At 63.7% G+C, this 18,833-nt stretch carries 35 protein-coding genes; 25 read left to right on the top strand and 10 right to left on the bottom strand.

From position 1 onward, the window contains the following. Positions 1 to 45 precede the first annotated feature (45 nt). The 8 genes from ABIA90_RS18530 to ABIA90_RS18495 form a co-directional block, all read right to left on the bottom strand. Positions 46 to 810, bottom strand: a complete 765-nt coding sequence (locus tag ABIA90_RS18530) for an HNH endonuclease (protein ID WP_354117853.1) — start codon at positions 808 to 810, stop codon at positions 46 to 48. Beyond that, on the bottom strand, positions 791 to 1,279 hold the full coding sequence (locus ABIA90_RS18525) for a hypothetical protein (RefSeq protein WP_354117854.1): 489 nt from the start codon (positions 1,277 to 1,279) through the stop codon (positions 791 to 793). Before ABIA90_RS18525 ends, ABIA90_RS18530 begins: the two co-directional genes overlap by 20 nt. Beyond that, positions 1,248 to 1,913 carry a hypothetical protein gene (locus ABIA90_RS18520; protein WP_354117855.1) on the bottom strand — a complete coding sequence of 222 codons (666 nt, stop codon included), beginning with the start codon at positions 1,911 to 1,913 and terminating at the stop codon, positions 1,248 to 1,250. The genes ABIA90_RS18525 and ABIA90_RS18520 overlap by 32 nt, the downstream gene beginning before the upstream one ends. Positions 1,914 to 2,068: 155 nt before the next feature. Continuing rightward, positions 2,069 to 2,335 (bottom strand): hypothetical protein, encoded by a 267-nt coding sequence (locus ABIA90_RS18515; RefSeq protein WP_354117856.1) that lies wholly within the window; start codon positions 2,333 to 2,335, stop codon positions 2,069 to 2,071. Next, the gene (locus tag ABIA90_RS18510; protein WP_354117857.1) at positions 2,332 to 3,072 is read right to left on the bottom strand and encodes a hypothetical protein; all 741 of its coding nucleotides are present in this window, start codon (positions 3,070 to 3,072) and stop codon (positions 2,332 to 2,334) included. Before ABIA90_RS18510 ends, ABIA90_RS18515 begins: the two co-directional genes overlap by 4 nt. A gap of 11 nt (positions 3,073 to 3,083) precedes the next feature. Further along, entirely contained in the window at positions 3,084 to 3,449 is a 366-nt protein-coding gene (locus ABIA90_RS18505) for a hypothetical protein (protein WP_354117858.1), read from the bottom strand. A 35-nt stretch (positions 3,450 to 3,484) separates the two neighbouring features. Then, positions 3,485 to 3,919, bottom strand: a complete 435-nt coding sequence (locus ABIA90_RS18500; protein WP_354117859.1) for a hypothetical protein — start codon at positions 3,917 to 3,919, stop codon at positions 3,485 to 3,487. Further along, positions 3,916 to 4,800 (bottom strand): S24 family peptidase, encoded by an 885-nt coding sequence (locus ABIA90_RS18495; RefSeq protein ID WP_354117860.1) that lies wholly within the window; start codon positions 4,798 to 4,800, stop codon positions 3,916 to 3,918. The genes ABIA90_RS18500 and ABIA90_RS18495 overlap by 4 nt, the downstream gene beginning before the upstream one ends. Here ABIA90_RS18495 and ABIA90_RS18490 point away from each other — a divergent pair. Further along, the gene (locus ABIA90_RS18490; protein WP_354117861.1) at positions 4,723 to 4,884 is read left to right on the top strand and encodes a helix-turn-helix domain-containing protein; all 162 of its coding nucleotides are present in this window, start codon (positions 4,723 to 4,725) and stop codon (positions 4,882 to 4,884) included. The two genes, ABIA90_RS18495 and ABIA90_RS18490, sit on opposite strands and share 78 nt — an antisense overlap. 11 nt (positions 4,885 to 4,895) lie before the next feature. Here the strand turns inward: ABIA90_RS18490 and ABIA90_RS18485 are convergent, their stop codons facing one another. Next, entirely contained in the window at positions 4,896 to 5,150 is a 255-nt protein-coding gene (locus ABIA90_RS18485; RefSeq protein ID WP_354117862.1) for a hypothetical protein, read from the bottom strand. A gap of 104 nt (positions 5,151 to 5,254) precedes the next feature. Here ABIA90_RS18485 and ABIA90_RS18480 point away from each other — a divergent pair, with 104 nt between their 5' ends. The 24 genes from ABIA90_RS18480 to ABIA90_RS18365 all read left to right on the top strand — a co-directional run bounded on the left by ABIA90_RS18480 (position 5,255) and on the right by ABIA90_RS18365 (position 18,486). Then, positions 5,255 to 5,482 (top strand): hypothetical protein, encoded by a 228-nt coding sequence (locus ABIA90_RS18480; RefSeq protein WP_354117863.1) that lies wholly within the window; start codon positions 5,255 to 5,257, stop codon positions 5,480 to 5,482. Further along, complete coding sequence (locus ABIA90_RS18475) at positions 5,475 to 5,633, top strand: hypothetical protein (RefSeq protein ID WP_354117864.1); 159 nt, start codon at positions 5,475 to 5,477, stop codon at positions 5,631 to 5,633. The genes ABIA90_RS18480 and ABIA90_RS18475 overlap by 8 nt, the downstream gene beginning before the upstream one ends. Continuing rightward, a complete protein-coding gene (locus tag ABIA90_RS18470; RefSeq protein WP_354117865.1) occupies positions 5,630 to 5,884 on the top strand; it encodes a hypothetical protein in 255 nt (84 codons plus the stop codon). Before ABIA90_RS18475 ends, ABIA90_RS18470 begins: the two co-directional genes overlap by 4 nt. Further along, positions 5,881 to 6,321, top strand: a complete 441-nt coding sequence (locus tag ABIA90_RS18465) for a hypothetical protein (protein WP_354117866.1) — start codon at positions 5,881 to 5,883, stop codon at positions 6,319 to 6,321. The genes ABIA90_RS18470 and ABIA90_RS18465 overlap by 4 nt, the downstream gene beginning before the upstream one ends. Next, a complete protein-coding gene (locus tag ABIA90_RS18460; RefSeq protein WP_354117867.1) occupies positions 6,318 to 6,491 on the top strand; it encodes a hypothetical protein in 174 nt (57 codons plus the stop codon). Before ABIA90_RS18465 ends, ABIA90_RS18460 begins: the two co-directional genes overlap by 4 nt. 50 nt (positions 6,492 to 6,541) lie before the next feature. After that, complete coding sequence (locus ABIA90_RS18455; RefSeq protein ID WP_354117868.1) at positions 6,542 to 8,701, top strand: TnsB C-terminal domain-containing protein; 2,160 nt, start codon at positions 6,542 to 6,544, stop codon at positions 8,699 to 8,701. Between the two features lie 25 nt (positions 8,702 to 8,726). After that, positions 8,727 to 9,500 carry an AAA family ATPase gene (locus ABIA90_RS18450; protein ID WP_354117869.1) on the top strand — a complete coding sequence of 258 codons (774 nt, stop codon included), beginning with the start codon at positions 8,727 to 8,729 and terminating at the stop codon, positions 9,498 to 9,500. Continuing rightward, positions 9,500 to 10,162, top strand: a complete 663-nt coding sequence (locus tag ABIA90_RS18445; RefSeq protein WP_354117870.1) for a hypothetical protein — start codon at positions 9,500 to 9,502, stop codon at positions 10,160 to 10,162. The genes ABIA90_RS18450 and ABIA90_RS18445 overlap by 1 nt, the downstream gene beginning before the upstream one ends. Further along, positions 10,159 to 10,554, top strand: a complete 396-nt coding sequence (locus ABIA90_RS18440) for a transcriptional regulator (RefSeq protein ID WP_354117871.1) — start codon at positions 10,159 to 10,161, stop codon at positions 10,552 to 10,554. The genes ABIA90_RS18445 and ABIA90_RS18440 overlap by 4 nt, the downstream gene beginning before the upstream one ends. Further along, positions 10,551 to 10,877, top strand: coding sequence for a hypothetical protein (locus ABIA90_RS18435; RefSeq protein WP_354117872.1), 327 nt, complete (start codon positions 10,551 to 10,553; stop codon positions 10,875 to 10,877). The genes ABIA90_RS18440 and ABIA90_RS18435 overlap by 4 nt, the downstream gene beginning before the upstream one ends. Further along, positions 10,874 to 11,242, top strand: a complete 369-nt coding sequence (locus tag ABIA90_RS18430) for a hypothetical protein (protein ID WP_354117873.1) — start codon at positions 10,874 to 10,876, stop codon at positions 11,240 to 11,242. Before ABIA90_RS18435 ends, ABIA90_RS18430 begins: the two co-directional genes overlap by 4 nt. 4 nt (positions 11,243 to 11,246) lie before the next feature. Further along, the gene (locus tag ABIA90_RS18425) at positions 11,247 to 11,816 is read left to right on the top strand and encodes a host-nuclease inhibitor Gam family protein (RefSeq protein WP_354117874.1); all 570 of its coding nucleotides are present in this window, start codon (positions 11,247 to 11,249) and stop codon (positions 11,814 to 11,816) included. Beyond that, positions 11,813 to 12,196 carry a LexA family protein gene (locus ABIA90_RS18420; protein WP_354117875.1) on the top strand — a complete coding sequence of 128 codons (384 nt, stop codon included), beginning with the start codon at positions 11,813 to 11,815 and terminating at the stop codon, positions 12,194 to 12,196. The genes ABIA90_RS18425 and ABIA90_RS18420 overlap by 4 nt, the downstream gene beginning before the upstream one ends. 36 nt (positions 12,197 to 12,232) lie before the next feature. Then, positions 12,233 to 12,937, top strand: a complete 705-nt coding sequence (locus ABIA90_RS18415) for a regulatory protein GemA (protein WP_354117876.1) — start codon at positions 12,233 to 12,235, stop codon at positions 12,935 to 12,937. A gap of 11 nt (positions 12,938 to 12,948) precedes the next feature. Beyond that, positions 12,949 to 13,533 (top strand): GcrA family cell cycle regulator, encoded by a 585-nt coding sequence (locus tag ABIA90_RS18410; protein ID WP_354117877.1) that lies wholly within the window; start codon positions 12,949 to 12,951, stop codon positions 13,531 to 13,533. 3 nt (positions 13,534 to 13,536) lie between these two features. After that, positions 13,537 to 13,788: a hypothetical protein gene (locus ABIA90_RS18405; RefSeq protein WP_354117878.1), complete on the top strand. Its 252-nt coding sequence runs from the start codon at positions 13,537 to 13,539 to the stop codon at positions 13,786 to 13,788. Next, a complete protein-coding gene (locus ABIA90_RS18400) occupies positions 13,785 to 14,204 on the top strand; it encodes a hypothetical protein (protein WP_354117879.1) in 420 nt (139 codons plus the stop codon). Before ABIA90_RS18405 ends, ABIA90_RS18400 begins: the two co-directional genes overlap by 4 nt. A gap of 157 nt (positions 14,205 to 14,361) precedes the next feature. Then, a complete protein-coding gene (locus ABIA90_RS18395) occupies positions 14,362 to 14,700 on the top strand; it encodes a septal ring lytic transglycosylase RlpA family protein (protein ID WP_354117880.1) in 339 nt (112 codons plus the stop codon). Next, on the top strand, positions 14,697 to 15,581 hold the full coding sequence (locus ABIA90_RS18390) for a glycoside hydrolase family 108 protein (protein ID WP_354117881.1): 885 nt from the start codon (positions 14,697 to 14,699) through the stop codon (positions 15,579 to 15,581). Before ABIA90_RS18395 ends, ABIA90_RS18390 begins: the two co-directional genes overlap by 4 nt. Then, the gene (locus ABIA90_RS18385) at positions 15,578 to 16,174 is read left to right on the top strand and encodes a hypothetical protein (RefSeq protein WP_354117882.1); all 597 of its coding nucleotides are present in this window, start codon (positions 15,578 to 15,580) and stop codon (positions 16,172 to 16,174) included. Before ABIA90_RS18390 ends, ABIA90_RS18385 begins: the two co-directional genes overlap by 4 nt. Positions 16,175 to 16,316: 142 nt before the next feature. Next, positions 16,317 to 16,691 (top strand): DUF2730 family protein, encoded by a 375-nt coding sequence (locus ABIA90_RS18380; RefSeq protein WP_354117883.1) that lies wholly within the window; start codon positions 16,317 to 16,319, stop codon positions 16,689 to 16,691. Then, complete coding sequence (locus ABIA90_RS18375) at positions 16,691 to 16,987, top strand: VpaChn25_0724 family phage protein (RefSeq protein ID WP_354117884.1); 297 nt, start codon at positions 16,691 to 16,693, stop codon at positions 16,985 to 16,987. The genes ABIA90_RS18380 and ABIA90_RS18375 overlap by 1 nt, the downstream gene beginning before the upstream one ends. Positions 16,988 to 16,993: 6 nt before the next feature. Then, a complete protein-coding gene (locus ABIA90_RS18370; RefSeq protein ID WP_354117885.1) occupies positions 16,994 to 17,614 on the top strand; it encodes a DUF3486 family protein in 621 nt (206 codons plus the stop codon). Further along, positions 17,611 to 18,486, top strand: coding sequence for an ASCH domain-containing protein (locus ABIA90_RS18365; protein ID WP_354117886.1), 876 nt, complete (start codon positions 17,611 to 17,613; stop codon positions 18,484 to 18,486). The genes ABIA90_RS18370 and ABIA90_RS18365 overlap by 4 nt, the downstream gene beginning before the upstream one ends. A 6-nt stretch (positions 18,487 to 18,492) precedes the next feature. Here the strand turns inward: ABIA90_RS18365 and ABIA90_RS18360 are convergent, their stop codons facing one another. Further along, the gene (locus tag ABIA90_RS18360) at positions 18,493 to 18,831 is read right to left on the bottom strand and encodes a hypothetical protein (protein WP_354117887.1); all 339 of its coding nucleotides are present in this window, start codon (positions 18,829 to 18,831) and stop codon (positions 18,493 to 18,495) included. Positions 18,832 to 18,833: the final 2 nt, after the last annotated feature.

Genomic DNA, 18,833 nt, shown 5'->3' with positions numbered 1-18,833 from the left:
CTTTCCAGTGACTTACAAGCCGCGGCCTGACGCCTATCCACTCCTTCAGGGCGAGCGCGGGCGCCGTCCGCGCCGTGAGGAACGGAATCCCTTACTGGGAAAAAGTGCCTCGAGTCCTTTGACGTAAACCTCTCTCGCGGTTCGTCGATCGTCTGATGTTTCGTCGGGGTCGATCATCTCGGATTTTGCAAAAGATAGCAGCACATCGTCCACTTGTTCCTGCATGGAAGCTGCGGCGTCTGTCATGCTCTCGATGGTCTTCAGGGCACGAACCCGGACCCACGGCGGAAGATGGTCGATGGGAAATGCACGCAGAGCAAGCACGCCCTCTGCGATGAGAGGCATGCACTCGGCCATTCGCCTGCGAACCGCGCGAAGGCCCAGCAAATTTTCGCGATTAAGGTCCAGCATCTTTGTCGTGAAGTCCCCGACGCTTGTCTTTCCCTTCAACTGGTTGTCGGGCTCTGTTTCGAAATGGTCCTGGCGAGGCTCGGCATCGGCGCGGAAGAATCGAAAGCCTTCAGCGCGAGCTTCAGGAGGCGGGGACCGATTCCCTTTACGCTCGTTGCAGATGTCACAAGCGTACATGAGATTGCTGTAGTCGTTGGCCAGATCACTGCGAACCGATTTTGGTTCATAATGATCGATGGTCATACGGATCGCCTGCGCCTCGAATTCAGTCATCGTGCAATAAGCGCACGAATAGAAAAAATCTCTCCTTAAGCTCTGTCGATATTCCGTATATGGCTTACCGGGCTCCACCGATGAGCGCGACACAACTCGCCGATCCTTAATTGCGATATCGGTCACGTCGTCCCCCCGACTTCTTTAAGCGGTCAAGTTCGGAATGAAACTGGCGAACATCGGTGTGAAAACGTTCGAGATCTGAGACCATGCTCTCCAACCTTTCCAGGCCGAGCCCATACTTGGCGTCGTCAACACGATCAAGCGACCAACGCACATATGCCAAGCGGTTCGCTTCTTCATGGCTCAATGTTTCCGCTAGCTCCTTGTCGAGAAGCATCTGCCGCTCTTCGAGTAATCCCTTATGCTCGACAGGGTCGATAGACGCGGCATTCAAGCGTGCCGCATTGCGCGAGGCCGCGGCGCCCACGCTCGTTGGATAAGAGAAGGTCGGGAAACGAGGCATGTCAAAGATGTCAGCGCCGCCGGCGCGCGTACGGGGGGCTGCGCCGGAAGAGATCGATTGCTGAGCGACGTCGGAGTTGTCGCTCCGAAAGTCGAATTCAAATTGCCTTGCGGCCGATAAGGTACTCATCGAATAAGTTTCCTTCTCCTATTCTCTCGAAATACGATAGTGCGGCTTCACTGCCCTTTGCTAGCAGCGTCTTCATTTGCGATTCGCTGGATGGTTGGCCGACTTTGAACTTGCGATGAAAGTCGAACGTCAGTGACATCAACTCGTCGGGATCTTCCGCCAGCACGATTCTATGCTGGCATCGATCGACCCAGTGCTCGGCTTCTTCAATTTCTGAAACTATCTCGATACTGAACGATGGAAGATCTTTGTTGCTCCAAGGGCGTTTCAGATACTCGATGAAGCGAACGATGCCCGGCGGCAGGTCTGCGAGAGCTGCGCGCGTAACGCTAACGATTCCGACCTGCAATATCTTTCGCTTTGAGACCTGAGGCAGCAACCGAGTCGCCTCAACGAGTTTTTCGGAGACAATCGGAAGCATCTCCGTGTAGGGCTGAGGAGTCGAGAGCATTTCCATAATTGGCGGCCCGCCACTAACCGGCTTCGCTTTCAGGTGGTACTGAAACGTAACTGCGGCCCGCAGGTGATCTGCTTGGTAGACGAAGCCGTCCCTATTGCTGAAACTGAGAAGGCCTCCGTTCTCTGCAATCGAAAAGGTCGGCTTATGGAATTGGTCTACCATGCGATCCAGCATTGGGGACCAACTCTGCATAATTTCGACCGTTGAAAAGTGAGGTGTAAGATGGAAGCCCACCCCCGGAGTAGAGGCCAATCGATCGCACCAGCTCAAGGCGTCCCCCAAATCAGTTCAAGTTGAACCCTGATTATACTTGCCGTTGGCTGCAGTTCCTAGCTGGCAGCCGCCAAATCCTCGCCCGCCGGCCTGAGCCGCACGTAGGTGCCGCTCTCGTGCAGCTCCAGCCAACCCCGCTCGACCGCGAACCTCAGGCCGGCGCCGAACTCGCTGCCCTTGGCTTTAAGCGTGAACAGGAACGGCGCGTTGATCTTCTCAATGAAGATGCGGCCGTCTTGGGCGGCGCCGACGCTGGCCGCGATCTCGACCAGCTTGCGGGCGGCGGCTTCCGGGTTCGCGTAGTCGGTGGAAAACTTCGTCATCGCTGGGCCTTCTCCGTCGTGCCGCCGTCCGGCCTGGCAAATGTCAGCCGCAGAATATGGGCGCGCTGCCGCCGGCCTCGCACGTCCGAGCACGGCTCGCAATAAAGCACCGGCTCCAGCTTCCAGATCGGCGTGTCGGCCGGCCGCTTGATCGCGCGCAGCGACACCAGCGAGATCCGCCGGCATCGGTTGCACTTGGCCTCGACCAGGTCGTAGCCGGCATTGAGTGCCTTGGCGATCGTCGGGTTCGCCTGGGCTTCGCCAGGCGACGGCATCGCCGGGCCGCCAGCCCACATGATCGCATTCCACGCGTCGCACTCAAGCCGGTCGGCGTCGCGCAGCTTGGCCTCGGCGGCTTCCCGGATCAGCACGGACTCCCGGAAATAGCTCGCGTGCAGGCCGTGCGCCTGGCGGATGCCTTTGGCCTGGGCCTTGCGGTCGCCGCCCGAGAGCGGGATCTGAATGATGCGTGGGGACACCGCCCATGATGGCGCCGAATCTGCCCAGAGAGAAGCCGCTAGGGCTGGTGCGCCGGCCTCGGCCGGCAACAGCGGCTTGGTCAACGGAATGATGGGCCGTGAAACACCGGTTTCCCGTGAAACGATGCCCTGAAGGCCCCCGATCGGGATGGCGACCGAGGGGATGAGGCGGAATAGGCCCGCGCCGGGGCTCAGGGGCTTCAATTCTATCTTCAAAGACTTCCAGACGGATTTGTGCGCGCCGACGCCCAAACGCATGGGCGGGCTTCCTAGCGGGTCACCCCTTTTGCCGGGGGCCGGGTCTCGATTCGCCTTGGCGCCGGGGCCTCGGCGGAGCACTCCGCGACCAGCTCACGGGCCTTGTTTGTAAAGTGGCCTCCGACCGACCCTTCGAGGTTCACAGCCGTCAACCCATCCCCGGCACGCGCGAGGACGGCTTTGACGTTTCTCATCGTTCCCGCGCCCGCGGGGATGTCCAACGTCACCATGGCCGTGCCGTGCGAGCGCAGATCAGCAAAGCGAACGTTGCCCGGCGACAATGGGTCGAGCTTCAGAAACACGCATTCGGCGATCCAGTCGTAGTCGCCCCTTATCGGTGAGTCCGCACCGGCCGCCACCGAACTGGCGACGATCAACCAGAGTCCAACTATCCAACGCATCAATTCCGATCCTAGCGTCGCGCGGCCGATCGCTCGGCCAGCCATTGAGTGTTCGATTTTCCGTCGATCTCGACCATCAACTTCCCGGTCTCATCCGACAATGACGGCTGGCCAAGACTTTCGTATGTGCATCTCGATCGAGATCTGACGGGCACTCCCGCCGCGCTGGAGGATACGTACTCGATCGAGGCAACGAGCCGGACGGGAGTATCCTTCGCGGTCAATCGCATGAGCTTCTGCACGCTCTCGGGATAGCCGCTCTTGGCGAAGTACGCATCGAATGAAACCGCTTCCTTGTCCTCCGAGGCTTTGACGAAGTGATAAGTCGACGGCGCCAACAGCCGTTGCTTCACGGCTCCCTCGCAGGCGGTGACAAATGAGACTTCACCAGCCGTGCTTCCTGCGTTCCAGAGTAGTGAGATCGCCAGCACGGCGGCGCCCTTCATCTGGACGCTCCCTTTTGCGATCGAGCCGCGGCCTTCGTGGGTTTCGCGCGCCCGACACGCCGCACTTGCCTCGGCGGGATGATTGCCACGATAGCGCTGGCCCATCTGATCCTAACCCCGGTGATGGCGCGCGAGCTATTCAGGCTCTCCAAATTGTAGAGGTCGCGTGCCGAGCCGGGCTTCAGTGTCTTCAGATACCGCTTTCCCTCGTATGTCAGGACCGCAACCTCTTCGCCCACGAGGCTCGTGACCGACTGGACCTGGCCCCGGTGAACAACGATCACTGTGCCATCTCCATATTTGGGCAGCATCGAATCGCCTTCGACACGGAAGCCGATCACGTCATCCGCTATGGCGATCGGAAGCTCGACTTGCTCCAACCCCTCCGGAGGCACCTGTTCATGATCCGGATCGATGACGGCGCCCGCGCCGACCTTGCCCATTATGGCAATCGTCGTGACGCCCTCGCGCTCCCCCTCGATGAGGCCCGACTCACGAGCGAGCTCCATGATGCGATCCCGCGCCTTGCCGCGGGGCTCGACGCCGGCGAGCCAACGAGAAACGTTGTTTTGCTTCGTGACGACGGCGGCGGCTAGATCCTCTTGGGTCCAGCCCCGGGCCGACAGAAGCCCTTGTATTAAGTGGCTTATCTCCATCCCCGAAATATACATTTCTGTATATCCCGGTATCCAATCCATTCCGTGATTTGTTGGTTGATTTTTTATCCTTTTCTGGATATCCATAGATGGATGAATCCCATCAAGCACACCCGCTGCGAAGTTTTCGGCATCACCCAGGAGGAGATGGCGAAAATCTGTCGCGTCCGACAGGCGACGATCTCTCGTTGGGAAGCCGGCATCGGCGAACCATCGCTGAGACACGTCAGACTGATCCGAGCTGAAGCGCGTCGCCGTCGGTTGCGATGGGACGACCGCGTCTTTCTGGCCGAGGAGCGAGCAGCATGATGACCGCACGGTCAATGCCGCCGCGTTTCTCGGCCGTAGCCGACGCTGTCGCGCAAATTCAGGACGACCTGGTGCAACGACGATCGCGGCAGGACTATGCCGCGCACCTTGCAGCGGGCGCCGCTGCCGTTGCCCGGCACGTCCACCCACCACACCAGTCGCAGCCAGTCCTCATAATCCTGCACGTCACAGCCGGAGGCGAAGTCGTCTCCGACATGATGCGGGTCAAGGATCGGGCGGCGGTGCTCGTGTCGGCGCTGTGCCATCGGGTACTCCTGACTGAACTCTCCGGCAGTCGTAGTTCTACCGGGCGCAGCGCACAGCGAGACTCAAAAACGCGTTGCGCCCATGAGTCGACCCCGGGGGCCTCATGAGCCACCCGCCGTCCTCCCCCGCCGATCCCGCGACCTTCGTCGAAGCCACCGTCGATCTCGTCGCCGTCGACCGGTTCTGCCTGATTGTGCGCGACCGCGCCGATGGGCGCGAGCATGCGCTGGCCTATGACGGCATCGCGATCGGCTCCAACGACGCCGGCGATGCCTACACGCTGATCATGCCGCGCGTGCTCGCGCAGATGCAGGGGTTCTGCGATGCGTGAGCGCACAGCCCTTGCCGGTCGCAGCCTGATCGCGGTCGCGGTTCTCACTGTCGCCGGCATTGTGCTGATCATTGGCAACGCGCACGACCAGCGGCGCGTTGGCGTCGTCCGTTTGCAGCACGCGGTCTCGATCGCGACGGTGCGGCCATGACGAAGCACTGCATCGCTCGCATGGACGGTTCGCGGCAGCGCTTCTTCACGGGGCGCTACGCCAACACGGGCCGTCACGCGACGGCGCAACTACTTCATGCGCCGAAGACGACGGGGCGTCATGACAAGGCGCAAACCTACGACGACATGTTCGTCGCGCAGTTCGTCTGCGTCTATCTCAACACCGTCGCCAGCGTCATGACCAAGGTGAAGCCATGGGCCGTGATGCCGCTGCCGGAGGCGCGCAAGTGAGCCGGCGCCGTGACGAGCAGGAACGCCTGGCGCCGGTTGTCGACCGCTTCGCCGACGAGCGCGTGCGTTCGCCGAAGGTGGCGAGCCGGATCTCCAAGGCCGTCGCCGCGGCGATCAAGGACTCGGGCCGTTCGCGCGAGCAGATCGCCGCCGGCATGTCGGCCTTTCTCGACGAGAGCGTCACCGCCGGCACGCTCTACCAATATTCGTCCGAGGCCAACGAGCGAAACAACATTCCGGCGCATCGGCTGATCGCGCTCGCCATGGTGACCGGCGACGCCCGCCTGCTGAACGCAGCCTTGGAAGGCACGCCCTTCGTCGCCGTCGAAGCTCGTTACGAACCGCTGCTCCGACGCGAAGTCCGCAGGGAGCAACTCGCCGATCTGCTTCGCAACGAGATCAACGACGCCGACGCACAATGGAGGGCCACCAAGTGAGCAAGCTCGAAATCATCATCACGCTGCTCGCCGTTCTCTACCTGCCGGTGCTGATCGGCGCCTGCTGGATCAGCTTCCGCATCGGCGTCATCGGCGGCAAGTCGCGCGGCCACGACGAAGCCAGCCAGCTCTGGCCGCAACACTCGGATTACGACGACCGCTCGCGCTGAACGCGCGGCAGACGGACTCGCCCAGAATTGGGCACGGGGGAAGTTTGGACGTGAAGATCTTTTTGTCAGCCGCAGAGATCGCCGCAGAGAGGCTGCCGGGCCTGTCCTCTGCCGAACGTGCCATCAAGCGCACGGCGGAAAAGCAGAGCTGGCAGTCGCGTCCGCGCGCGGGTCGCGGCGGCGGCGTGGAATATGCGCTGGAGTCGCTGCCGGCGCCGGCACGCGCCGCCTATGTCGGCAAGCATATCGAAGCCGTCGAGATTCCGGCGGCAATGGCCCGCGAAGCTGCTAGCGAGCCCGAAGCCGTCAACGTCACCGGCGGTGCCGCCAATGCGCGCGATGCCCGCCTTGCGCTGCTCGGCCATGCCGATCGCATCGCGCGTGACGCCAATGTCGGCCACAAGCGCGCCGATCGCCAGCTCTGCGACCTCTACAACACCGGCCAGCTTGATATCGCGCCGTGGATCAGGAGCGAGGTAAAGAGCCTCAACCCGCGCACGCTGGCGCGCTGGCGCGCCGCCGCCAAGGCCGGGCACAAGTCGAAACTCGGCGTCGATCGCGCCGCCGCCCGTCGCGGCACCGGCGTGCTCGATCGCGCCAATGATGGCCAGGTGCGGACGCACATCCTCGCCCTGGTCGCCAAGCAGCCGCAGCTCACCGCCTATCATATCCGTTCGCTGGTCGCAGACAGCTTCCCGGAGCTGAAGGTCGGCGACCAGGTTGTCGAGCTGCCGCCGATCCGCACCTTTCAAGCCGCGTTGAAGGGCTGGCGAACGACCTTCCGTGTCGCGCTCGAATCGATCCGCAACCCCGACAACTTCAAGAGCACGATGCGGTTCGCCGCGCGCGTGGCACAGCCAGCTTCGCGCCTCAACGAGATCTGGCAGATCGACGCATCGCCCGCCGACGTGATGACCACCGAGGGCCGCCGCCAGGCGATCTATGTCTGCGAAGACATCTACTCGCGGCGCCTGGTCGCGCTCGTCACCGAGACCCCGCGCGCTGCCGCGGTCGGGCTTCTGATCCGCAAGGCCATCCTTGCCTGGGGCGTGCCGGAGCGGATCAAGACGGACAACGGCTCGGACTTCATCGCGCACACGACGCGCCGCCTGTTTGCGGCACTCGGCATTGACCACGAAAAGTCGGCCCCCTTCAGCCCGGAGCAGAAGGGCCATGTCGAGCGCGCGATCGGCACTATGCAACGTGGCCTGATGCGCACGCTTGAAGGTTTCATCGGCCACAGCGTCGCGGACCGCAAAGTGATCGAGAACCGCAAGGCATTCTCGGCCCGGCTCGGCGACGCTCCGGAGGACACCTTCCAGATCGCGCTGTCGGCGGCCGAGCTGCAAACTCACCTCGACGCCTGGTGCCGTGATGTCTACGGGACCAAGCCGCATGCCAGCCTCGGCGGCCGGACGCCTTTCGAGGCGGCAGCGATGGCGGCCGGCAGCATCCGCAAGATCGAGGACGTGCGCGCGCTCGACATGCTGCTCGCGCCGGTCGCCGGCAAGGATGGCCTGCGTACCGTCACCAAGACAGGACTGCGCATCGACGGCGCGCATTACATCGGCGGCTTCCTCGACGTCGGCGAGACCGTGTTCATCCGCATGGACCCCGCCGACATGGGCCGTGCGTATGTCTACACTGAGGACGGCGAGACCTATCTAGGCGAAGCCATCGCGCCGGAGCTTGCCGGCATCGATCCGGCCAAGGCCATTGCCGCCGCACGTGCCGAGCAGAAGCGGCTGATCAACGACAGCATGGACGCGGTGAAGAAGACCGCGCGCAAGATCAAGGCGAAGGATTTTGCGCCGGCCATCCACCGCCAGGCGCAGCTCGCCGCCAGCAACGGAAAGCTGATTGAATTCCCCAAGGTGGTCGAAGCGCACGACACGCCGGCGCTCGCTGCGGCGCGCGTGGCGCACACACCGGTCGAGGCAACTCACGCGCCGGACATCGCGGCGCTGGCCGAGCAGCTGCGCGCCGAACCGCCAATGCCGGCGAACGTCCAGGCCCTGCGGCCCGTCGAAACCGATCATCAACTCTGGAATCGCGCACGTGCGCTCGAAGCGCGCATTGCGGCGAAGGAATTCGTCGAACCGGACGAGCTGCTTTGGCTCGGCAGCTTCCGCGAAGGCTCTGTGTACCGCGGCTTCCTCGCCGTCTACGGCGAGATCGCATCAACCGACGAGGCTGCCTCGTCTTCTTAAACCATCAATGGAAGGTCAGGACTCCATGACGAACACACCCGCACAAGGCCCGGTCGCCCTCAAGAACGTCGCGTCCTTCATGGCGATGACGGTCAAGCTGATCGAGCGCGCGCCGCATCTGCCGGGCTTCGGCGTCTGCCACGGCCCGTCCGGCCTCGGCAAGAGCTGGGCCTCGATGTACGTGCAGATGAAAGTGAAGGCACGTCGCATCGAGGTCGGCGAGACCTGGACGCGCCGGGCGCTGCTCCGTCACATCCTGAAGGAGTGCGGCGAGACCGTACGCAAGAGCTGGAGCGCCTCCGATCTCGCCGAGCTGGCGAAAGCCGCGCTCGGCGCCGATGCCTCGCGGCCGCTGATCGTCGACGAAGCCGACAAGCTGGTCGACAAGAACATGATCGAGGTGATCCGCGAGCTTCAGCAGGAGTCCGGCGTGCCGATCATCCTGATCGGCGAGGAGAAGCTTCCCGCTAAGCTGCTTACCGTCGAGCGCATGCACAACCGCGTGCTGGACTGGTTTCCGGCGCAGCCTTGCGATCTCGACGACGCGCGAGTGCTCGCCAAGGCATTCGTGCCGACGGTCAGGATCGATGACGATCTGCTCGATACCATTCGCCAGCGTTCCGGCGGCCGGGCGAGGCGCATCGTCGTCAACCTCGAAAGGGTCGCCGACTACGCGCGCAACCGTAGCCACAAGGCGCTCGATCTCAAGGTCTGGGGCAACCAGGACTTCTATACCGGCGAGCCGCCGGCTCAGCGCGACATCGAGCAGTTTCCGCGCCGGATTGTGAGGGCCGCCTGATGCACAAGGAGCACTTTGACAGTGCGAGCCTTCCGGTCCGCGTGCCTCGCGGCTTCGAAGGCTTCTGGGAGATCATGGTCAGGCTCGACAAGGGGCAAGGCTGCTTCACCGTCGCCGACGTCGATGGGATGAGCAACGTGTCGGTCAAGTGCATCTCGAAGTATCTGACGGCACTGGTCGCCGCCGGCTTCGTCGAGCGCATCGCGTCCCGGCAGCACGCCATCAAGGGCAAATACCCGACACCGCTTTACAAGCTCTTGAAGCACCCTCTGAAGGCACCACGGTTGCGTCCCGATGGCAGCCTAGTGCCGACCACCACCGCGCATGAACAGCTCTGGATCGCAATGCGCAACCTGACGACGGGCTTCAGCCTGGACGAGTTGGTGTTCGCCGCGACCACCGAGGACCTGAAGCCGAACAAGCAGACTGCGGGCTGCTTCGTCCGCCGGCTGCACAAGGCCGGCTATCTCGCCGTGACGCGGACGACGCGGCGTGGCGGCGTCAAAGGGCAAGGCGGCGCCTCGGCCTGGCGTCTCAAGCCGGGCATGAGCACTGGCCCGCTTCCGCCGAGCCTCAAGCACATCAACGGCAAATCGGTCTGGGACCCGAACCTCAAGAAGTTCATGGGCGCCGCGCCGATCGCGAGAGAGGTGAAGTCGTGAGGTACGAGAAACAGACCTTTGTCCAGAAGGCGCGAGCGGCGTGGGGCAATCCCGCGCCGGACTGGATACAAGCGTTGGCCGAGGAAGCCGACCGCATCACTGCCGCTCGCGCGGCGAAGAACATCGGCTACTCGCCCGCCGTCCTCTCGCACGTGTTCGCCAACAAATATCCGGGCGACATGGGCGCCGTCGAGCAGAAGGTGCGCGGCGCGCTGCTCGGCGCGAAAGTCATGTGCCCCGTCTATGGCGAGATCGGGCGGGATCAGTGCCTGGACTTGCAGAAGGTCACACCGCCGTTTTCCTCAGAGGCGAGCGGCCGCTGCTATCGCTCCTGCCACGGCATGGGTGCGCCGAGGTGTCCGAACTCGCGTCTGCCGGAGGTGCCGCGATGATGGGCACCACCCGGAAGCTGCAAGAACTCTACGCGCGCTTCGACGCGATGATCAGCGGTCGCGCGCCGATGACGACCTATGAGGCAGCCGAGTTCAAGCGTGACCTGCGCGCCGTCATGGCCCAGGTCGGGCTGATGGAGCTTGGTGTCGCCAATGACACCTTCGACGCGGCGCTGCGAGCAGAGCTGCCGGAACAGAACGTCGTGCCGATCGACCTCACGGGCGAGCGCGATCCGAAGGTCGTCTCGCTCACCAAGGTGCGGCTCGACAGGATCATCGCCGGCATGCTGGCGCGTTCGACGACGGACGGAGGCGCCTCATGACCACCTCCGCAGAGCTCGTCGAGACCAGGCTCGCCGCACAGATCTCCGCGGTCGATCCGGAAGCCGTGGCCGAACTCATCGTCGGCCACTCCACGCACCAGGCCAAGCAACGCTTCGCGATGCAGGCCTCGACCGTCGATGTCATCTCCATGGCGGCCTTCCTGCTGCGGCTCCGCGACATCGCCGATCGCACCTACGACATGTTCCAGACCGCGGACGCCATGGACGACCAGCCGAAGGGCAGCCCCGCCCGTGCCGAGCTGCGCCGCGAGACCCTCGAAAAGATTGCCGTCGTCGGCGCCGCGTTAGAGGCGCTCGGCTTCGGCCGTTCCCCCGCAACCGTCCCAACCCAAGCTCAGGAGTAGTCCCATGGTGAAAGCTAAGGCCGCGGCAGCCAATGTCCGCATTCCGCAGAACCGCAATGAAGCTGCGGCCATGCTGGCCGAATACGGCGCCGTCGCGCGGGAGCTGGCTCTGCTCGAAGTCGAGTTGCAGGAGACGCTGGCAAATACCAAGCGTGACGTCGAGGACCGCGCGAGGCCGCACATGCAGAAAGCGGTGGAGCTGTTTCGCGGCCTGCAAACCTTCTGCGAAGCAAACCGCAAAGCGCTGCTCGGCGAGAGCGGCACCAAGACGGCGAACCTCGGCACCGGCACGGTGAGCTGGCGTCACAACCCGCCGAAGGTGCGGCTCTCCGGCGAGCACGACGACATCATCGCGCGCATCGTGAACGCCGCCGCCGAGGCTACCGATCGCGGTGACGACATCACGTCGGACTCCTATCTCGATTTTTTGCGTACCAAGCAGGAGGTCGACAAGGAGGCGATGCTCAAGAACGCCGAACTGGCGCGAACGATCGAGGGGGTCTCGGTCGGCCGCGCCGGCGAGGTATTCGCGGTCGAGCCGTTCGGCGCAGAGCTGTCGGAGTCAGCGGCATGACGCCGGCGCCGATCCGCATCGGCCTCACGGCTCGCCAGCGCGAATGCCTGGAGCTGATCGAGCGTCATCAATTCACGTTCAAACAGACACCGACACGAAGGGAGCTTGCGAAAATGCTGGGACTGAAATCGCCGGGACGCGTCGTCGAGCTGTTGCGCGGATTGCAGGAGCGCGGCTGGATTACCTTCCTGCCACGCCGCGCGCGATCCATCACCTTGCTCGCAGAGCCCACGCCACGCACCGGCGGTTACGAACTGCCGCTCGCGCTCGATGCCGCTCTGCGCCGCTACTGCGCCGGCACCGGCGAGAAGCCGGAAGACGTCGTCGCCGATGCGGTCGCCTTGCTGCTCGACGAAGCCGAAGGCCAGGTCGCGGCCTAACCCAAACCAAGAAGCGTTCAACAGGAGAGAGTAACCATGCCTTTGTCTTCCCATCTCGCGACCACGTCGATGATCTCGACCATTCACGTGCTGAAGGCCAAAGCAAAGTTCGACGACGATACCTATCGCGACTTCCTCGCACGGCGCGCCGGCGGCAAGCGCTCCGCCAAGGAGTTGACGACCAGCGAGGCCGGTCGCGTGATTGAGGATCTGCGCAGCGTCGCTGGCGAGGCGGAGATCCGGGGTGCCGTCGCCGGCCTCGATAGCGCCCTCGGCGGCAAGCTCCGCGCGCTGTGGATCGCCGGCTACAATCTGGGCATCGTCCGCGAGCGCACCGACCGCGCGATGCTGGCCTTCCTTCAGCGGCAGACCGGCGTGTCGCATGTCCGGTTTCTTAAGGACGCCAAAGCGGCATCCAGCGCGATTGAAGGCCTGAAGTCGTGGCTTGAACGCGACGGCGGCGTCGAGTGGCCGAGCCACCACGACCTCGAAGACCTGACCGAAGGTGACCGCGTCATCGCCAGCAAGCGCGCCATCCTCAACGCGCAATGGCGCAAGCTGATCGAAATCGGCGAGGTCAAGCCGGTCGGCCAGGCCGTCGACCCGATGGAAGACCTCCAGTTCTACGCCGGCCGCATCGCCCGCAAGAACCGCTGGGACGCCTTCTCGACGCGCGACTATGACGACGTCCAGAAGGCGCTGGGCAACAAGCTGCGCGGTGCGCTGGCGCGGCAAGAGTAGGAGCGCCCATCATGACGATGCATCACCCACAGCTCCACCAGGCGCAGGCGGAGGCCGGCCGCGGCTGGACCGAGACCCGCGTCACGGTGGCGACTGCGCTCTACAACGGCGGCCTTTCGGCCGCTCGCGTTGCCCGCCTGATCGGGGGTGTTAGCCGCAACGCGGTGATCGGCAAGATGCACCGCGGCGAGCTGGCCGACCCGCAGCGCAAGTTGCCGCGTGGCTCGACCGACCAGGCCAAGGGCGTTCGGCAACCGCGCCAGCGGCGGGTTCGCACGCGCGGACCCGTTGTGCGCGTCAACGAGCCCGCGAAGGAAAAGTCGATCCCGCCAAGCGTCGCCGATGCCCAGATTCCGGTCGAGCAGCGCCGCTCGCTGTTTCAGCTCAATGATGCGTGCTGTCACTGGCCGGTCGGAGATCCGCGAGACGCCGATTTCTTCTTCTGCTGCGCTCCGAAGGCCAACAACGCGGACGTACCTTATTGCGCCTCGCATCTGTTCCGCTCACAACGGCGAGACGCAAAGCCGACGAGGCCTCACGGCGCATCCTTCGTCAACGCCGGTCCGAACGCGCCCTGGCGCGCACGCGCGAGGTGAACCATGGCCCGGCCACTGCGCGTCTGCGATCATGCGTTGCTCCGCTTCCTCGAGCGCGTCGGCGGCCTCGATGTCGAAGGTCTGCGCCGGCACCTTGCGGACTCTCTCGACCGCGCCGTCGGCGCGGCCGAGCTGCTCGACCAGACCGAGGTGACGATCGCCGCGGACGGCAATCACTACGTGGTCGTCAAGGGCCGGCTCGTCACCGTCCTCGCACCGCCGATGAAGCCCAAGCAGATGAAGGCGCGGCGATGACCGAACAGCTGCCCGGTGTGCTGGCGGAGATCGCGGAGGTGGTGGGTGAGACCGCCGCCCTGATGATCGCCGCCAAGCGCGGCGGGCAGCGCGTCTACTTCCCGGCCGTAAGCCGGCTGCACGAAGGCTATGAAAACTACTGGCTCTTCGAGTGCGTCGGAATCGAGCTGGCGCGCAAGATCTGCGCACACTTCGAGGTCGACGGCCGCGGCCAGCGGATCGACCTTCCGCTGCACGTTGGCGGAACCTACCGCCAGTTTCTGCGTTCAGTCGCCCAGCGGATTCACGCTCTCGATCGAGAAGGCAAATCGTCGGCCGAGATCTGCAAGCAGCTCGGCCTGACACAGCGCACCGTGCATCGGCACCGCGCAAGGCACGGCAAGCCGAAGAACGACAAGCAGGGCAAGCTTTTTTGACTTCTGCGCTGCCTGTGCGAGAGTAGCGCACCGGATCATCACCGGCCTGACACCTGTCAGGGTCGGGATTTTCGAGTAATTCCGGGATTGTGGCCTCCTCAGCCGGGGGGCCAGCTTGCTTCAACCTTCATTCAAACGATCTTTGAAACGGGCATGCGTGGCCCTCGCGCTGTTGTTTGTCAGCGCGCCCGCCCGTGCCGAGATCTACGCCGGCGTCGCGACCTGGTACGGCGACGAGAGCGGCCGTTACACGGCCAACGGCGAGACCTATGACACCGACGATCTCACCTGTGCCCACCGGACCTATCCCTTCGACACGCTCGTGCGGGTCCACTGGCGCGGCCGGAGCGTCATCTGTCGCGTCAACGACCGCGGCCCTGCCAAATCCACTGGCGTCGACATCGACCTCTCACGGGGCGCCGCTCGCGTTCTGCGCATGATCGACGCCGGGCGCGTGCACGTCATCATCGAGAAACTCGGAAAGATGCTCGAATGAGGACCGACTTCAGCAAGTGCATGCCGGTCGTCCTTCGGTACGAGGGCGGCTGGTCGAACCACCTCCGCGATCCCGGCGGCGTTACGCTGGAAGGCATCATTCAACGTGTCTATGACGGCTTCCGGGATCGCAGCGGCAAGCCGCGTCGGGCCTTGACGCCGGATATGCGCGACACCGCCGATTGGAAGCGCGAGCGCGACCAGATCTATCGTGCACAGTACTGGAATGCGATCCGCGGCGACGACCTGCCGGCCGGCGTCGACATCGTCATGTTCGATTCGGCGGTGAACTCCGGCCCGTTCCAGGCGGTGAAGTGGCTCCAGCGCGCGCTGCGCATGAACGATTGCGACGGCCATCTGGGCGAAGCAACGCTCGCCGCGCTCAATGCGCATCCCGACCACGACAAACTGGTTGCCGATCTCTGCGCGCTGCGGCTCGGTATGCTCCAGCACCTCTCGACCTGGTCGACGTTCGGCGCCGGTTGGAGCAAGCGCGTCGCCAACGTCAAGCAGATCGGCCAGGCTTGGGCGACAGGCTCAGTCGGGCCGAAGCCGATCGAGGCCCACCTCGACCAGGGCGACGCCAAGGCCTATGCGAGCGACGTGGCGCAGCCGGCGATCGACGCCGGCGACGCCGTCAAAGGCGGTGTCGGCTCCGGCACGGTCGGCACCATGCTCCAGGGTGTGAAAGACCAGGTCGAACCGATCGCAGGCAGCTCCGATTGGCTGATGAAGATCTACACGGCCATCGTGATCCTCTGCGTGCTCGCCGGCGTCGGTGCGCTGCTCTATTCGCTCTGGTCCAGCATGAAGGCCAAGAAGGCGCGGCAGGCTATCGACGGCGAGATCCGCGCGGACGTGCCGGAGGGCCAGCCGGCATGACCTTGTTCATCTGGTTCGACCCGGCCGCGTGGTTGGTTTCCGCCCTCGACGCCATCAACAGCTTCAGCGCGGAAGTGTTCTGGCAGATCGCGACGTCACCGCTCGTGCTGGTCGTCATTGCCGCTGTCGTGGTTGCGAGCTTCGCGCTTGCCCATCTGCCCTTCGTCACCCTGCTGTTTCCCAAGGCTGCCGCCTTCACCAAGGCGGCCTCGCTGGTCACCATCATCGGCTTCGCGGCGCTGCTCTATCTGTTTGGCGTTAAATCCGAGCGGACACGCGCCGAGCTGGAGCGGGTCAAGAGTGATCTCGCCTTCAAGGAGTTTCAACTCGGCAATCAGGCCAAGGCGGCTGCCGATGCCGAAGACCTCAAAGCCGACGCTGATGCGCAGGCACAGGATGCAAGGGGTAAACTCAGTGTGTACCAGGCGAAGTTTGGCGACGATCCTAACGCTGCCGCTTGTGCTCCTCGCGCTGGCGTCATCGACTGGCTGCACGACCTCCAACGTCGAAAGCAGGCAGCCGGCGCCGTCGCGGGCAAGCCAAAGCGCGGTCTTGTCGCGCGCCTGCGAAGATCTGGCGCGGAACGTCGATGATCCCGTTGTCACCGAACAGAGCGACCCGTGGCAGAAGATCGGCGAATACGCCGTCGCGCTCGGTGAAGCCAATGCCAACACCGACGCCACGCGTGAATGCCAGAAGCGGCAACGCGAGCGGCTTGCAAAGGGGAAGTGAGACGTGAACTTTATTGATTGGGCGCCGTGGGTGTCGATCGCCATAGCGCTCGCTGCGTTTCTCTACCCGATCCTTAACGGCCGCGCGAAGAAGATCGACGCACGGCTGGATTCGATCGAGAAGACACAGAAGGATGATCGCGAAGCCGCGATCGTGCGCACGTCCGTGGTCAAGGCTGAGAGCGACATGGTCAAGGACCGTGTCGTCAAGCTCGAAGCCGACATGGCGCATTTGCCCGACAAGGATGTCACGCATCGGCTGGAGATGGCGTTGGCGGGCATGCAGACCGAGGTCGGCAAATTGACCGAGCGGATGAAGCCGATCGCCGCGATGGCCGATCGCATCCAGGAAGCTATGGTCGAGAAGGTGATGAGCTGATGGGACGGGACATCATTCGAGAGCACGCGCGGCTGATCATCTTGCATTGGCTGCATCAGCAGTCGAACTATTCGTCGAGCGACAGCATGCTTCAGGAGGTGCTGGAGTCGTTTGCAATCGCCAAATCGCGCGACTGGATTCGCGAGGAGCTGAACTGGCTCGTCGACATGGGCGCGGCGACGAAGGTCAGCGCTGGCACGGCCGTGATTGTCACGCTTGCTCCGAAGGGCATCGAGCACGTCGAGCGACGCCTTCTGATCGAGGGCATCAAGCGTCCCAGCCTGCCGGAGGGCTAGCGCCCGATGGCACAGCACGCAAAGGCCCGCCGCGGCCGGTTGTCGGAGATCGACAAGCTCCCGGAATGGGCGGATGAAGCCAAGGTCTGGGCCTTTGAGCAGCTCAAGGAACGGAAGCGCAGCCAGCTCGAAATTCTGGACGAGTTCAACGCCCGTTTAAGGGCGGCTTCGCTCGCCAACGATGCCAGCGCACCTTTGCCGGAGAAAATCTCGCGCTCGGCTTTCAACCGCACCGCCATGCGGGTCGCGTTGCTCGGACGGCGCCTGGAAGAGACCCGCGAGATCGCTGCGATCATCGCGCCGAAGCTGGACGAGGCCGGTGACAACTCGCTGACCCTGATGGTCGCGGAAACGATCAAAACGCTGATCTCGGAGATGCTCGGCAACGCCGGCGAGCTCGGCGCCGACGGCGACACCGCCGAGATGCTGATGATGACGTCGCGCGCGCTGAAGCACGCCGAGGAAGCCAAGCGCATCAGCGCCGACGGCCGCCGCAAGATCGCGGCCGAGCTGAAGGAAAACGCAATCAAGGCCGTCGAGACCGTCGCGAGGACCAAAGGTCTCACGGCCGAGACGGTTGACGCGATCAAGAGCCGAATTCTCGGCATCGAGAAGAAAGCCTCATGAGTTCACGGGATCACCTCGACGAGCGCGACACGCGGCTGAGGGCTGAGCGCAGAAGCAAGGTGCGGCCGGCGCTGTGTCTCGTTCTCTGGATCATCTTCGCCGGCATCGGCGTGGCAACGTCGATCCATTTCGTCATCACCAACGTCTTTCAGTCAGGAGGAAGATGCGACATGAGCCACGAGTGTCCGATCGAGGGCTGCAAGACGAACGTCCGCAGCAATATCTTCATGTGCCCGCGTCACTGGCGCATGGTGCCGAGGCCGCTGCAAGCGGCCGTCTACGAGAGCTACCGAACCACCGGCCGCATCAGCGACAACCATCGCGAGGCGGTTCGTGTTGTCGAGAAGGCCGAACAGGGGCTCAAGGCGTTCGATCTGCCGGCCGGGACGAAGGCGCTGACCGTCTATCAGCCGTGGGCAACGCTGATCATCCTCGGCGCCAAGCCGCACGAATTCCGCGATTGGATGTTCACAGACAAGCCGCACCTTGCAAGGCTGGTCGGCAAGCGCATTGTCATCCACGCCAGCGCGCGCCGGCCGCCGCTCGTCGAGCTTGAAGATCTGCTCGATCGCATCGACGGTGGCGAGTCCGCGCTTGACGCTCGGATTGCCGGACCAGTCGTGAGCCAAATGCTCGCGGCATTGAGGGCGCACGGCAAGCACGCGAATCTTCACATGGCTCCGCTCAGTGTCGCGCTAGGCTCGGCCGTCATCGGCGAGCCTCGCAGCGTGCTCGACATCTTCAAGGGTACGCCGATCGCGGACAGCGCCCGTCTTGACCATAGCCTCTATGGCTGGCCGCTGTCGGACATCAAGCGGTTTGAAACGCCGATTCCGTCTGCCGGCGCGCAAGGCTTCTGGAACTGGTCTTAAGGGAGACTACTCATGGCGAGACTCAATCTCCTTCCGTATCGCGCCGGCGATCTGCTCGACAATCATAAGGGCAGTTTGCTTTCCCGCTGCCTCGTCGGCTGCCGGAAAGCCATTGGCCGTAGCGTTCTTGATCTCGCGGAGTGCCTCCTTGGCGAGAAATTCGAGCCGGCTGTTCGGAGTTGGAGCATCGATCTTCATCCGGTCCGGCCAGACGGCGTACTTGAGGACCGCCTGAAGCGCCATCATGAGTGAGCCGCCTGTTGCGATTTGCGCATTGAGAGATTGGGAAATGTTGATCTTCCGCTCTTCGGGCTGCGGTTCGTTACCCGGTCCACCTTGCGTCATCT

This window comes from Bradyrhizobium sp. LA6.8 (genome assembly GCF_040547935.1).
GTDB lineage: Bacteria > Pseudomonadota > Alphaproteobacteria > Rhizobiales > Xanthobacteraceae > Bradyrhizobium > Bradyrhizobium barranii.
This window is presented reverse-complemented; position numbering and strand designations above follow the sequence as displayed.